The 13932-nt window shown below is 68.3% G+C and carries 13 protein-coding genes; 9 read left to right on the forward strand and 4 right to left on the reverse strand.

Annotated elements, in window-relative coordinates; all coding sequences use genetic code 11:
* Window positions 1-75: 75 nt before the first annotated feature.
* The 4 genes from HWX36_RS19310 to HWX36_RS37235 form a co-directional block, all read right to left on the reverse strand.
* On the reverse strand, window positions 76-1335 hold the full coding sequence (locus tag HWX36_RS19310; RefSeq protein WP_175953725.1) for a cytochrome c: 1260 nt from the start codon (window positions 1333-1335) through the stop codon (window positions 76-78).
* Window positions 1332-2006: a (2Fe-2S)-binding protein gene (locus HWX36_RS19315; RefSeq protein WP_175953727.1), complete on the reverse strand. Its 675-nt coding sequence runs from the start codon at window positions 2004-2006 to the stop codon at window positions 1332-1334. Before HWX36_RS19315 ends, HWX36_RS19310 begins: the two co-directional genes overlap by 4 nt.
* Window positions 2003-4879, reverse strand: coding sequence for a molybdopterin cofactor-binding domain-containing protein (locus HWX36_RS19320; RefSeq protein ID WP_175953729.1), 2877 nt, complete (start codon window positions 4877-4879; stop codon window positions 2003-2005). Before HWX36_RS19320 ends, HWX36_RS19315 begins: the two co-directional genes overlap by 4 nt.
* Window positions 4880-4970: 91 nt before the next feature.
* Window positions 4971-5141 (reverse strand): hypothetical protein, encoded by a 171-nt coding sequence (locus tag HWX36_RS37235; protein ID WP_244136456.1) that lies wholly within the window; start codon window positions 5139-5141, stop codon window positions 4971-4973.
* A gap of 271 nt (window positions 5142-5412) precedes the next feature.
* Here HWX36_RS37235 and HWX36_RS19330 point away from each other — a divergent pair, with 271 nt between their 5' ends.
* From HWX36_RS19330 to HWX36_RS19370, 9 genes are all read left to right on the forward strand, one after another.
* Window positions 5413-6963 carry a sensor domain-containing diguanylate cyclase gene (locus HWX36_RS19330; protein ID WP_175953731.1) on the forward strand — a complete coding sequence of 517 codons (1551 nt, stop codon included), beginning with the start codon at window positions 5413-5415 and terminating at the stop codon, window positions 6961-6963.
* Between the two features lie 256 nt (window positions 6964-7219).
* A complete protein-coding gene (locus HWX36_RS19335; protein WP_175953733.1) occupies window positions 7220-7495 on the forward strand; it encodes a hypothetical protein in 276 nt (91 codons plus the stop codon).
* 248 nt (window positions 7496-7743) lie between these two features.
* Window positions 7744-8778, forward strand: a complete 1035-nt coding sequence (locus tag HWX36_RS19340; protein WP_175953735.1) for a succinylglutamate desuccinylase/aspartoacylase family protein — start codon at window positions 7744-7746, stop codon at window positions 8776-8778.
* A 108-nt stretch (window positions 8779-8886) separates the two neighbouring features.
* Window positions 8887-9183 carry a type II toxin-antitoxin system MqsR family toxin gene (locus HWX36_RS19345; protein WP_175953737.1) on the forward strand — a complete coding sequence of 99 codons (297 nt, stop codon included), beginning with the start codon at window positions 8887-8889 and terminating at the stop codon, window positions 9181-9183.
* A gap of 2 nt (window positions 9184-9185) precedes the next feature.
* Window positions 9186-9587, forward strand: coding sequence for a type II toxin-antitoxin system MqsA family antitoxin (locus tag HWX36_RS19350; protein ID WP_175953739.1), 402 nt, complete (start codon window positions 9186-9188; stop codon window positions 9585-9587).
* Between the two features lie 310 nt (window positions 9588-9897).
* A complete protein-coding gene (locus HWX36_RS19355; protein ID WP_175953741.1) occupies window positions 9898-10458 on the forward strand; it encodes a GNAT family N-acetyltransferase in 561 nt (186 codons plus the stop codon).
* 55 nt (window positions 10459-10513) lie between these two features.
* Window positions 10514-11461 (forward strand): ABC transporter substrate-binding protein, encoded by a 948-nt coding sequence (locus HWX36_RS19360; protein WP_175953743.1) that lies wholly within the window; start codon window positions 10514-10516, stop codon window positions 11459-11461.
* Between the two features lie 48 nt (window positions 11462-11509).
* A complete protein-coding gene (locus HWX36_RS19365) occupies window positions 11510-12559 on the forward strand; it encodes an LLM class flavin-dependent oxidoreductase (protein ID WP_175953746.1) in 1050 nt (349 codons plus the stop codon).
* Between the two features lie 7 nt (window positions 12560-12566).
* Window positions 12567-13919, forward strand: a complete 1353-nt coding sequence (locus tag HWX36_RS19370; RefSeq protein WP_175953747.1) for an LLM class flavin-dependent oxidoreductase — start codon at window positions 12567-12569, stop codon at window positions 13917-13919.
* Window positions 13920-13932: the final 13 nt, after the last annotated feature.

Raw genomic sequence — 13932 nt, forward strand, 5'->3', positions numbered from 1 at the left:
GGCCTCCGCTTCAGTATCCGCGCGCGCACCGGAAACCGGCTGAATCGCGCGCGACGCCCCGCCCCGCGGCACGACTTAACGCATGGCCTTCACGTCGGCCGGCGTGACGCTCGCGGGCTGGCCGCCCCACGTCGCACGCAGGTAGTTCGCGAGCTGCGCGAGTTCATCGTCGCTCAGCGTAGGCGCGAACCCGGGCATCGGCTGCAGGTTCTCGAACCCGGCAAACTTCTGCTCGCCGATGCCGTCGAGCATCGCGACCAGCAGGTTGCGCGGGTCACCCTGGCGCACCGTCGAATTGCCGTTCATCGGTACCGCCACGTGCGGCTTGCCTTCTCCGTTGAAGCCGTGGCAGCCCGCGCAGACCGCGAGATACACCGAGCGGCCGGCCGCGAGTTGCGCGGCGTCGGCCGACACCGGCTTCACCGGCTGCGGCGCAGGCGGCGTATCGCCCAGCAGGTACACGGACAGCGCGCGCAGGTCGTCCTTCGTCAGGTACTGCGTGCTCAGGTGCACGACCGGGTACATTTCGCCGAATGCCGAGCCTTGCGGTGCGATGCCGACGCCGAAGAACGTCTGCAGGTCGGCGCCCGTCCAGCCGCGCGCAGCCAGGCCGGCCGGCGTGATGTCGGGCGCGGCCACGCGGCCGAGCGCGGCGCCGGCGAACGGCTTCGCGCTGTCGAGCTGCCCCGTGAACGCGCGCGGCGTATGGCATTCCGCGCAGTGGCCGAGCGCACCCGCCAGATAGCGGCCGCGCTGCCAGTCGGCGGACTGGCCGGCCGAGGCATCGGGCAGGCTGTCCTTCAGGAACACCTTGTCCCAGAAGACCATCCCGAAACGCAGGTTGTACGGGAACTTCAGCTCGTGCTCGCGGTTTTCCTGCGCGACCGGCCTGACGGTCTTCAGGTACGCGTACATCGCGTCGGAATCGGCGCGCGTGAGCTGACGGTACGACGTGTACGGCATCGACGGATACAGGCGCTTGGCCCGAGCCTTGCCGTCATGCAGCGCGGCGTAGAAATCGTCCGCGCTCCAGCTGCCGATCCCGTGATCCTTGTCGGGCGTGATGTTCGAGCCGTAGAACGTGCCGAACGGCGATTCGAGGGGCGCGCCGCCGGCGAACGGTGCGCCGTCCTTCGCGGTGTGGCACGCCGCGCAATCGGCGGCCTTGACGAGATAGCGGCCGCGTGCGATCGGGTCGGCGCCAGGCGCGCCGGACGCCGCGTTCGACGCCGGTGCGTCATGGCCGCCGCACGCGGCGAGCAGCAGCGCGCAAGCCGCGGCGAGCACGGGGCGGCCCGCTGCCCGCGCTGCACGATGAGCGAATGTGCGTTTCATGCGGCGTCCTTCACGAGTCCCGGCGTTGTCAGCACCACGTCCTTGACGGCTTCGTAGTAGCGGACATAGCCCGTGCAGCGGCAGAGGTGCGCGTCGAGCGCCTCGGTGATGGTGTGCTCGACGTCGGCCTTCGCAATCGGCTCGCGCTTCAGGCGTTCGATCAGCACGGTTGCCGCATTGACGAAGCCCGGCGTGCAGTAGCCGCACTGGAAGCTGAAATGCTCGAGGAACTTCTGCTGGATCGGCGACAGCTCGACCACTTCGCCCGCTTCGTTGCGCTTCGCGTGGCCTTCGATCGTGCGGATCGAGCGGCCGTGGAAGAAGTGCGCGCCGGTGATGCAGGTGCGCATTTCCTCGCTCGTGCCGTCCGGCTTGTCGACGATCACGACACACGCGTGGCAGATGCCCTGCCCGCAGCCAAGCCGCGAACCGGTGAGGCCCGCGTATTCGTGCAGGAACTCGATCATCATCAGCCCTTCCGGCACCTGCATCGGGCCGACGGACTTGCCGTTGATATTGATCGACAGCGGCTTCGACTGGAACCGGACGAGCGGACGCTCGACAGCGGCCGGAGCCGATGCCGGTGCGGCCGAAGCCGCGCTCGGCGCCGAAGCGCCGGTCGCGGCGGCGCTGGCGCTCGCGGCCGAAGCCGCGGGTTGGGCGGTCGTCATGCGAGCACCTCCTGGATCTTTTGCGGGGTCACCGGCAGGTCGGTGAAACGATGGCCGATCGCGTGCGCGATGCCGTTCACGATCGCGCCGACGACGGGAATCATCACCACTTCGGCGACGCCCTTCGGCGGATCGGTCTCGGACAGCGGCGGCAACACGTCGCCCGTCTGCGTCCAGACGGCGACGTCGGACGCGCGCGGCAGCTGGTAACGGTTGAAGTTCCACGTGCCGTTGCCGGGGCCGTCTTCATACAGCGGCAGGTATTCGTGCAGCGCATGGCCGATACCCATCGCGAGACCACCCTGCAACTGGCCCGACACGAGCTGCGGCGAAATCTGGTTGCCGCATTCCATGATCGAGTGGTGCGTGAGCAGCTCGACCTTGCCGGTCGCTTCGTGCACGGCCAGTTCGACCAGCGTGCCGACTGCCGTGTAGTACGTGACGGCCGCGTTGTTGCGGCTCGTCGGCGGAATGAACACGCGCTTGCGGTCCAGCACGCGGTAGCCGTTCGCGGTCGGCGCCAGCGTGCCGTGCATCGCGGTCGCGCCGGCCGGTGCGGCGGTGCCGGGCACCGGGCCGTCGTCACCCGTCTTCGGCGCGCCGACGCGCAGCGACAGCCCGTCGATCGGCAAACGCTCGACCGCGCCGCCCACTTCGAACTCGGCGTCGGTCCACTGCCAGCGGTTGAACACGTGCACGACGGCGCCGGTCGGCAAGCCGAGCGCATGCGCCTGCTTCGCGAGCTGCTCGAACGACAGCGGCTCGAGGCCGTCGGCGGTCAGCTTGCCGTCGACCCAGCGCGCGTCCTCGATGCGGATCGTGTACGGCGCCGCCTGCCCGCCGCCGAGGCCGCGCGTCCAGATCGACATCGCGGCCGGCCACAGGCCGTAGCGGAACACCGCGCGCGCGGCTTCGCGCGTGCTGTGCGTGAAGTAATACGCGGAGTTCGTCGCGCTCGACGGCGACGCATAGCTTGGCGACCAGCGCGGGTTCGCGCTCAGGCGATCCTGGTCGGCCTGCGACATGAGGTACGGATCGCCGCTGGTCTCGACCGGCAGGTCCGGCCATTCGGTCAGGGCCACGCGCACGTCCGTTGCCGGGCGGCCCAGCCATTTCGCGACCGCGACGGCCTGCGACGTCGACATCCCGGTGCCGATCTCGGCCGCCGTGTGCTGCAGCGACACCTTGCCGTTCTCGTCGAATTCGACCTTCGCGAACGACGCTTCCGCCCCCGTGCCGAAATCCTTCTGCACGCAGGCGAAGCCGACGCCGTAGCGCTTGCCCGGATTCGCGGCCTCGTAGTCGGCCTTGCGTGCGGCGCGGTGCGTCCACAGCGGATGCTGTTTCGAGCGTTCCAGCACCTCGTCGACGCGCAGCGCGCCGGCGGGAATCGCGCCCTGCGTGTTCTTCATCCCCGATCGCAGCGCGTTGCGCAGGCGGAAATCGATCGGGTCGATGTTCAGTTGCGCGGCGATCTCGTCGACCGCCATCTCGGTCGCCGCCATGCTCTGCAGCGTGCCGTAGCCGCGTGCGGAGCCGGCATCGATCGCGCGCGACGCGATCGCGACCGCGGCCAGGTCGCTTTTCGGGAAGTAATAGATCGATTGCGCGGCCGTCGCGCCCACCATCGCGACCGACGGCGAGAAGTTGCAGCGGCCGCCGCCGTTCGCCTCGAAGTCGCCCTTGAACGACTGCAGCAGGCCCGTGTTGCGGTCCACCGCGATCCGGTAATGCATCTTGAACGCGTGACGCTTCAGCGACGTCTGGAACTGCTCGTAGCGGTCGTTCGCGAAGCGCACCGGGCGGCCGTCCGCGTACAGCGCGCAGACGAGGCCGTAGAACGGCACGTTGAAGTGATCCTTGGAGCCGTAGCCGACCGTGTAGCACGGATGCACGAACAGCTTCTTCACCGGGAAGCGGCACTTCGCGACCATCTCGGCCGCGCTCTGCGCCACTTCGAGCGGCGACTGGGTCGGCACGACGAGGTGCAGCGACTGCGTCTCGGCGTCATACCAGCAGTTCGCGTTGTCCGGCTCGAGCGCGGACGTATCGACCGACTGCGTGCTGTACTCGCGGTCGAACACGAGCCAGTCGGCCGGCGGATGGTCGAGCTCGCCGGCGATCTGCCCGGCCAGGAACATGCCCTGCTCGTCGAGCTTGCCGTGCTCCTTGCCGTCCGGCCATACCGGCAGGTGCTTGCGCATCATGCTCGGGAAGATCGGTGCGTCCTTCAGGCTCGAATAGACGTCGTCGTCATAGGCCGTCTTGCCGCCCACCCGAACGTAGCGGAAGGTGCCCCACGGATCGCGCTCGAGCGGGCCCGTGACCGCGCCGTAGCGGATCACGTCGTCGCGGAACTTGAGCGCGTTCTTCGCAAAGCGGAAGCGCGCGAAGTCGTGGTAGATGAGGATCGCCACCGCATGGCCGAGATACGCGGGCGTCTTGCCGGCCGGCAGCAACATGTCGTCGCCGTAGAACGCCGGGAACGCGACGCCGTCGCGCACGAGATCGTCGGCCGTGACCACGCGGTCCGGCGTCAGGTCGTCGCCGAGCAGCGACAGGTCGAAGCCTTCGTACGTGCGGTCGGCCTGCGTGACGCGCAGGATCAGCGCATGCGACTGCTGCTGCGGCCAGTGCGGCATGTCGGCTGCGCGCACGTCACGGGCGAACACTTTCGAGCCCGTGACCTTCGCGATGCCGTCGATGCGGAACTGGGGGATGCCGGTGACGCTATCCCATTTGACCGGGGTGAGGAGTTTTTCTTCGAAGAGCGCCGCGAATGCGCGGCTGCCAAGGGGCGCGACATACACCGCGACGCCCGCCAGCACGCTGGCTTTCAGAAAACCCCGCCGTGACAGGCCGTGGTTTTTCATTGGGGGGAACCTCCTGAGGCGGCTCGGACGGCGATCGGGTGTCGCGACGTTCGGAGCGGCGCGCATTCTGGCATTGTTTTTGATATATCGCCTATAGTATTTCCCGCATGAAATACTTATTGAATTTCTTATAACGGGATTCATACGGGCTGCGGCGGACGGTCGCGGCGCGCAATGCGTCGGCGATTTGCGCGCGTTTGCCTCCGGTCGCACCGGCTTCGGCCGGCATCGACATCTGCCGACGGGCAAGCGCGCCACGCATCGCGGCCGGTCTCCGGTCGGCCACCGTACATCGTTCCGCTCGCAACGATCCTGCGTCCGCTCCTTCGAATGCGCAACAATTTCGCAGGCGCGGTTGACGACCAGCGGCCGGGTGCTGTCCCGTGTCGATGAGCTGCTCCTGCCATGCTCCCGGGCACCCCGCGCGGCCCGTGTTTCATGGTAATGTCGCGCGTATCCGGCTTGCCGGCGCTTCCGCTACGTGCCGTGCGGGCGCCGCCGGCCATCGCGACATCGTGCCGAGGTCAAAAGCCATGGCAGTCAGGGCATCTCTCCTGCACTCCGTTCTCGCCACTCCTTCCTCCGGCAACCACCGTGTCACGGCGGCGTTGCGCCCGTCGATGCTGGTCACGCTGTTCGAGGATATCCGCCCGATGGCGATGTCCGGGCTCGCGAGCGGCTTCGTCGCGGCCGTCGCGCTGATCCGGCTGCAGCAACTCTGGTGTCTCGTCTGGCTGATCGTCGACATCGGCCTGCTCGCCGCCCGGCTCGCGATCGTGCGCGCCTACACCGTGCGCCGCGACGCCGGCGACGATCGTGCCGAATACTGGGCGAGGCGCTATGCGCCCGTGTCGCTCGCCGCGTGCTACGTGCTCGGCCTCGGCGTGATGGGCTGCGTGGACGCCGTCGACGTCGAGCTCGGCACGCTGTCGGTGATGGTCGCGGGCGGCGTATTCGGCGGGATCGCTTCGCGCAATTCGGCGCTGCCGCGGCTCGCGATGACGCAGGTCGCACTCGGCGTGCTGCCGATCGGCCTCGGCGCCGTGCTGGCGGACCGGCCGGGCGCGTGGCTGCTGCTGCCGCCGCTCGCGATCTATCTTGCGGCCATGCGTACGGTCGTCCAGCGCCATTACCGCGTGCTCGTCGCGCTGATCGCCGCGCGCCAGCGCAACGCCGAACTCGTCGCACACTTCGACGCCGCCCTCACCTACATGCCGCACGGCCTGTGCATGATCGACAGCGAGACGCGCGTGATCGTCGCGAACCGCCGCACCGCGCAGCTGTTTGGCTCGCCGCGCGAGATCATGCTCGATACGCCGCTGGCCGACGTCGTCGCCGCGCTCGGCACGAACGCCATGTGCGATCCCGGCGGCGCCGGTCTCGCCGCGCAGTGCGATGTCTGGCTGACCCGCGACGAACCGGAGCCGTTCGACATCGTGCTCGCCGACGGCCGCCAGCTCGAACTGACGCGCCACCGCGTGCCGGACGGCAACGCGGTGATCATCGTCGAGGACGTCACCGCGCGCCGCCGGACCGAGCAGCACATCCGGCATCTCGCGCGGCACGATTCGCTGACGGGTTTGCCGAACCGCCACGAGCTGCATGCCGAGCTCCAGCGGAGGCTCGCGCGCCGGCCGCGCATGCCGGGCCCCGCGCTCGCCGTCATGTATCTCGACCTCGACGGCTTCAAGGCGATCAACGACCGGTTCGGTCACCAGGCCGGCGACGACGTGCTGACGCAGGTCGCCGAGCGGCTCGGCAAGACGCTGCCGCCCGGCGAGCTGGCCGCGCGAATCGGCGGCGACGAATTCGTCGTCGCGATCGACGACACGACGATGCACGCTTGCTCGCTTCTCGCCGCCCGCATCATCCGGCAGATCTCGGCGCCGTACACGCTGTCGATCGGCGCGACGGTGAGCCTCGGGATCAGCATCGGCATCGCGCTCGACGACGGGCACGGCTCTCCCGACGAGCTGATCCGGCAGGCCGACAGCGCGCTGTACGACGCGAAGTCGGCCGGCAAGGGCATCTACCGCTTCTATTCGAGCGGCAGCAGCCGGGTCACGCCCGTCACCGCGAGCTGACCTGCCGGCGCGCGCCGGCTGCATCTCCCGCTTTCACCCGCCTCCGCATCCTCCCGGCGATTCAATTCCGAAACGCTTTGCGTCGCCGCACGTGGCGTCGCACGTTCGCGTGTCACGTGACGTGTTCCGTAACATCGCCGCTCACCGCCCATCACGTTGGCCGCAGAAGCCGGCACGATCGATGCAGTCCAGGTTTTTTCAACCTGGCACTCTTATTGCTCCCTGTCAGGGAAACAGGTGGTCAGGGAGACCCAACATGAATACCGTCGAAGTCCTCAGCCGCAGCGAAACCATCGACGAACTGGATGTGATCGACGGCGCGTCGCTGATCCGCCGGCTCGTCTCCGAACGCCGCATGCCGGCCGTGCGCGAAGCCCGATGCGTCGACAATCCGCCGCTGACGCTGTACGGCGCATTTCGCCAGGGCATCGCCGATCACGGCGCGCGCCGCGCGAATCCGTATCGCGCCGGCAGCCGTCTCTGGGCACTGTGGGAAGAAGGACGTCTCGAAGCTGAAACATCGGGCCGCTAAGCCGGCTGCACGCGCCGGCCCTGTCGCAGCAAAGGGCCGGCGCGAAACATCAGGCCCGCATGCCGCCGGCCGACCGGCATGCCGTTCATCGCTGCAACATCGCACGGGGTTTCGCGCATCGGCTTTGCAACTCGCCGGTACGCATCGATGCGCTTGCCGGTTGACGGCGTTCGGCGTTCGGCGCGGTGCGCCGCGCAGCGGTCGTTTCCCGATAAGATGGCAGATTCCGTTCCTCGAACGATGCCGCCATGACCGCCTCTTCCTCACACCGCAATCCCATCCACTGCGAAATCGATCTCGACGCACCGGGCAAGCACGCAGGCTACCTGCGGCTGCCGCATTCCGTGCACCGCTCGGCGTACGGCTGGCTGCCGATCCCGATCGCGTCGATCCGCAACGGCGACGGCCCGGTCGCGCTCGTGATGGCCGGTAATCACGGCGACGAGTACGAAGGCCAGATCATCGTGTCGCAACTGATGCGCGAGATCGAGCCCGAGATGATCAGCGGGCAGTTGATCCTGCTGCCGATGGCGAATTTCCCCGCGGCGGATGCTGGCCTGCGCGTGTCGCCGCTCGACGAAGGCAACCTGAACCGCAGTTTCCCCGGCGACCCGACCGGCACGCCGACGCAGATGATCGCCCACTACATCGAGCATGCGCTGCTGTCGCGCGCGCAGTATCTGGTCGACCTGCATTCGGGCGGCAGTTCGCTGCTGTACCAGGGCGGCAACATGCTCGCGATCGATCCGCTCGACGCCGACGAAGCCGCGAAGCTCAACGGGCTGCTGGTCGCGTTCGGGTTGCAGAACGCGCTGCTGCACGCGCCGAATCCTGTCCATTCGGCATCGGCCGCGCGCCGGCAGGGCGCGATCTCGATCGTGACCGAACTCGGCGGCGCGGGCATGGCCGATCCGTCGCTGATCAAGATGGGCCGCCACGGGCTGCTGCACTACCTCGGCTATATCGGGCTGCTGCGCGGCGCGCTCGTGCCCGACGCGCCGCCGACCGTCCCGCGCTTCATGCGCGTCGATGGCGAGCGCCATTTCGTCTACGCATACGAGCGCGGGCTGTACGAGCCGCTCGTCGAACTCGGCGACCAGGTGAAGGCCGGGCAGCCGGCCGCGTGGGTGCATTTCCCCGATACGCCGCTGCGCGAGCCGGTGCTGCACCGGTTCAAGGGCGACGGCGAAGTGGTGTGCAAGCGCGTGCCCGCGCAGGTGCGGCGCGGCGATTGCCTGTTTCAGCTGGCGGAGCCGTCCGCGGCGCCGACCATCGGCCAATAGGCCAATTCCGGATTCATCTCTTTCCCGTGCTGTCTGCCATTCATGGCGGACGGCACGCGTGCGCCATTAACCAACTTGACAAATTAACCCTTTTGGTTATGATCGCAGATGGAAAAGAGCACACCTCACTGCAAGCTGTCTCGAGTCAGAACACTCATCGAGAACGGCAACGTGCGTTTGACCGCGAGTGCGGTATCGGGCGCCCGGCAACTCGGTTTTACGGAAAGGGAGGCGGTCGGTATCGTCATGTCGCTGACCGCCGACGATTTCTACAAGAGCATGACGACATATGCCGACCATACGATCTGGCAAGACGTATATAAGCCTCGTACCGTGCGTGGCGACGTGTATCTGAAGCTGACTGTGGTCGACGACGTCCTGGTCGTGTCTTTCAAGGAGCGGTGAAAATGAAATGCCCTGCCTGCGGTGCCGCCAAGCTGGTCCGCGATACACGAGACATTCCCTATACGTACAAGGGTCGATCGACGGTCGTCCGCGATATCACCGGTGATTTCTGCCCGGCCTGCGGAGAGTCGGTTCTCGACCTCGACGAGGCGACCCGTCTCGGCGACGCGATAACCGAATTCAACAAGCAGGTGAACGCGACCATCGTCGACCCGAAGTACATTGCGAAGGTACGCAAGAAGCTGATGCTGGATCAGCGCGAGGCGGCCGAGATATTCGGTGGCGGTGTCAACGCGTTCTCGCGCTACGAAACCGGCAAGACGAACCCGCCGCTCGCCCTCGTGAAGCTGCTCAGGATACTGGATCGTCATCCGGATCTGCTCGCCGAAGTGCGGGCCGCGTAGGCTCGCGTCATTCGGCGTGGCGCATGCGTGAAGCACGGCCTTCGACGCACGCGCGTTCCGCCCCACCCCGCTCCCGCTGCAAGCCTTCTGACGCCTGCCGCGAAATCCTTATCGAAATTGCTTCGTTCGCCTTTGCCGGCCGCGCCGCTAACGTGTTCAAAACGGCGGCGGCCCGCCATCTGCATCGCAGCAGGAAACGCACCGGCCGCCGCCATCACGACAACCGCGCCGCGATAACGGAACAGACCGGACGGGCCGCGTGCCCGCACCCCGCCAGGAACGTCCGCATCGCGCGCCCTTCGCGATGCCCATGGCCACGACCGACCGCCTCATCGACACGACGCCGCTCGACGTCCGCGCGCAGCCGCTGATCGACGCGCTGATCGACGAGTATTCGACCCGCTACCACGCGTATCGCCCCGACAGCCGCGCGTCCGCACGCGACGAGCTCGCACGCTACCCGGCCGAACGGTTCGCCCCACCCGAAGGCGCCTTCGTGCTGCTGCTGCGCGACGGCGAAACGATCGGCGGCGGCGCGTTCAAGCGCTACGACGCGCAGACCGCCGAGCTCAAGCGCATCTGGACCCGCTCGGACCTGCGCCGCCAGGGCCTCGCGCGCCTCATCGTCGAGGCGCTCGAACTGCGCGCCGTGCTGCAAGGCTATCGCCGCGTCTACCTGACCACCGGTTTTCGCCAGCCCGAAGCATGGGCGCTGTACGACCGCACCGGCTATACGCGGCTGTTCGATTCGTCGATCGCGCCCGAGGCGTATGACCACCTGCGGTTCGGCAAGGATCTCGCCGATCCGTCGCGCACGTCGACGCTGGCCGACCTGTGGGCGCCCGTGCCCGAACCGGTGCTGTCGCGCTGAGCGCGACCGCCCCCTGCCTCCCTCCGATCTCCGCTTGCCACCACAGGACGCTTTCATGCAACGAGCCGTACCGCTTTCTTCCCGTGCCGCGCGCACGCTCGCCACCGCGCTGATCGGCCTGACCGTGTTCGCCGCAGCCGCGGCCGCCGCGACGTTCGACCTGAGCCCCGAACAGCGCGGCCGCCCGCGCGGCGTGGCCGATGCGGCCGTCGAGCGCGCGGTGCCCGCGTCGTTCAAGTTCGCCGAGCCCGGCACGCTGACGATCGGCATCGCGCCGAGCCTGCCGCCGATCAGCTCGTATGCGACCGATGCACGCACGGTGATCGGCTTCGACGCCGACGTCGGCCAGCTCGTGTCCGACAGCCTCGGCCGCAAGCTGAAGATCGTTGCGCTCGCGTGGGCCGACTGGCCGCTCGCGCTCGAATCGGGGAAGGTCGACGCGGTGATCTCGAACGTCACCGTCACCGAGGAGCGCAAGCAGAAGTTCGATTTCTCGTCGTACCGCCACGACCTGGTCGGCTTCTACGTGCGCAACGACAGCAAGATCCAGGCGATCCGCGAGCCGAAGGACGTCGCGGGGCTGCGTGTCGTGACCGACGCCGGCACCAACCAGGAAAAGATCCTGCTCGCCTGGGATCGCGAGAACGTCGCGCACGGGCTGAAACCCGTGCAGATCCAGTATTACGACGACCAGGCGATGCGCATCGTCGCCGTGCAGTCGGGCCGCGCCGATGCCGTGTTCAGCGTGAACTCGGTGCTCGCGTACCAGAGCGCGCAGCAAGGCAAGACGCGCCTCGTCGGCGCGATCAGCGGGGGCTGGCCGCGCACGGCCGACATCGCGATCGCGACGCGCCGCGGCAGCGGTCTCGCCGATCCGCTCACCGCCGCACTGAACGGGCTGATCAAGAACGGCCGCTACCAGCAGGTGCTCGACCGCTGGAACCTCACGTCGGAAGCGATCGACCAGTCGCGCACGAATCCGCCGGGGCTGCCGAAAATCTGAGCGCCGCGCGCCCCATCCATCCACGCTCACGCAGGAACGTCGCCCACCATGTCTTATTCGCTTTCGCTGCTGGACAAGAGTCCGATCGCCGACGGCGCGAACGCCGCCGACGCGCTGCGCTTCACCACGACGCTCGCGCAACGCGCCGAGCAGCTCGGCTACGCGCGCTTCTGGGTCGCCGAGCATCACGGCACGCCGGCTTTCGCAAGCTCGGCGCCGGAGATCGTCGTCGCGCACCTGCTCGCGCACACGTCGCGCATCCGCGTCGGCTCGGGCGGCGTGATGCTGCAGCACTACAGCCCGTTCAAGGTCGCCGAAACCTTCAAGGTGCTGGCCGCGCTCGCGCCGGGCCGCGTCGATCTCGGCATCGGCAAGGCGCCCGGCGGGTTGCCGCTGACCACCCGCGCGCTGCAGTGGTTCCATGACAAGGCGCGCAAGCCGGACTTCGCGGGCCAGCTCGCGGAGCTCGACGCGTTTCTCGGCTGGGGCGTCGCCGAGGATCACCCGCTCGCCGGCGCCGTCGCGATGCCGGTGCCGCCGCAGCCGCCCGAACGCGTCCTGCTCGGCGGCTCGCCGGACAGCGGCGCGCTCGCCGCGCGCAACGGCTGGCGCTTCTGCTACGCGGGGCATTTCAACGGCGACGACGCGAACCTCGAACGCTCGCTGGACGCGTACCGCAGCGCGGGCGGCACGAAACCGCTGGTCGCGCTGTACGCGGTGGCCGCGCCGACCCGCGACGAGGCCGAGCAGCTGATCGGGCCGCTGAAGATCTTCAAGCTGCAGTTCGCGGGCGGCCAGAGCTTCAATCTCGCTAGCGCGCAGGCGGCCGCCGAATTCGCGCGGCAGAGCGGCGCGTCCGACTACCGGATCGACGAGCTGCGCCCGACGGTGCTGGCCGATACGCCCGAGCGCATCCACCGCGCGCTCGATGCGCTGAGCCGGCGGCTCGACGTCGACGCGTTCGTGATCGACTCGCCGGTGACCGACTACGCGGCGCGGCTCGCATCGGCCGAATGGCTCGGCGGCGCGCTGTCGGCCACGCCGTTGCAGGCGGCCCTCGCGGCCGGCCGCGCCCTTTCCCCCGACCAGAACGCGTGACGCTCCCATGACGACCCGACGATCGATCCCCTTCGGCCTGATGCTGCAAGGCGCAGGCAGCCACATGAACGCATGGCGGCACCCGAGCAACCCGCCGGACGCGAGCATCAACCTCGATTTCGCGATCGGCATCGCGCGCCAGGCGGAAGCCGCCGGCATCGCGTTCGCGTTCGTCGCGGACGGCCTCTACATCAACGAGAAGTCGATCCCGCACTTCCTGAACCGCTTCGAGCCGCTGACCGTGCTGTCGGCGCTCGCCGTCGCGACGAAGAAGATCGGGCTCGCGGGCACGATCTCGACGTCGTACAGCGAGCCGTTCACGGTCGCGCGCCAGCTCGCGTCGCTCGATGCGATCAGCGGCGGGCGCGCGGGCTGGAACGTCGTGACGACGCCGCTCGAAGGCACCGCGAAGAATTTCGGCAAGACGCATCCCGATCACGAGCTGCGCTACGAGATCGCCGACGAATACCTCGACGTCGTGCAGGGCCTGTGGGACAGCTGGGACGACGACGCATTCGTGCGCGACCGCGCGAGCGGCCGCTTCTTCGACCGCGACAAGCTCCACACGCTCGATCACCACGGCCGCTTCTTCCAGGTCGCGGGCCCGCTCAACATCCAGCGCTCGCCGCAGGGGCAGCCTGTGATCTTCCAGGCCGGTTCGTCCGACACCGGCATCGGGCTCGCAGGCAAGTATGCGGATGCCGTGTTCACGCACTCGCCGTCGCTCGACGAAACCACCGCGTTCACGCGGCGCGTGAAGCAGAGCGCGATCGAGCACGGCCGGCAAGGCAGCGACGTGAAGATCTTCCCCGGCATCGGGCCTATCGTCGGCCGCACGGCGGCCGAGGCCGAGGACAAATACCAGGCGATCCGCAACCTGCTGACGATCGACGAGGCGCTCGCGTACCTGGGCCGCTATTTCGATCACCACGATTTCACGCAGTACGCGCTCGATGCACCCTTCCCGGAACTCGGCGAGCTCGGCCGCAACAGCTTCCGCTCGACCACCGACCGGATCAAGGCCGACGCGAAGCGCAAAGGCCTGTCGCTGCGCGAGACGGCGCTCGCGGTCGCCACGCCGCGCCCGAACTTCATCGGCACGGCCGAGCATGTCGCCGACGAGCTGATCCGCTGGCACGACGCGGGCGCGGGCGACGGTTTCATCCTCGGCTTCGCGGTGCAGGCGCAGGGCGTCGAGGATTTCGTCGAACTCGTGATTCCGGCGCTCGAGGCGCGGGGCCGCTACAGCCGCGACCTGCCCGGTGCAACGCTGCGCGACCACCTCGGGCTGCCGCGCAAGGCCAGTCGCCACGCGGCGCCCGATGCGTCGCGCGAAACGGCGGCCGAAGCGCACGCCTGATGCCCACTGCCGC

Source organism: Burkholderia sp. BCC0405, assembly GCF_902833075.1.
Lineage (GTDB): Bacteria > Pseudomonadota > Gammaproteobacteria > Burkholderiales > Burkholderiaceae > Burkholderia.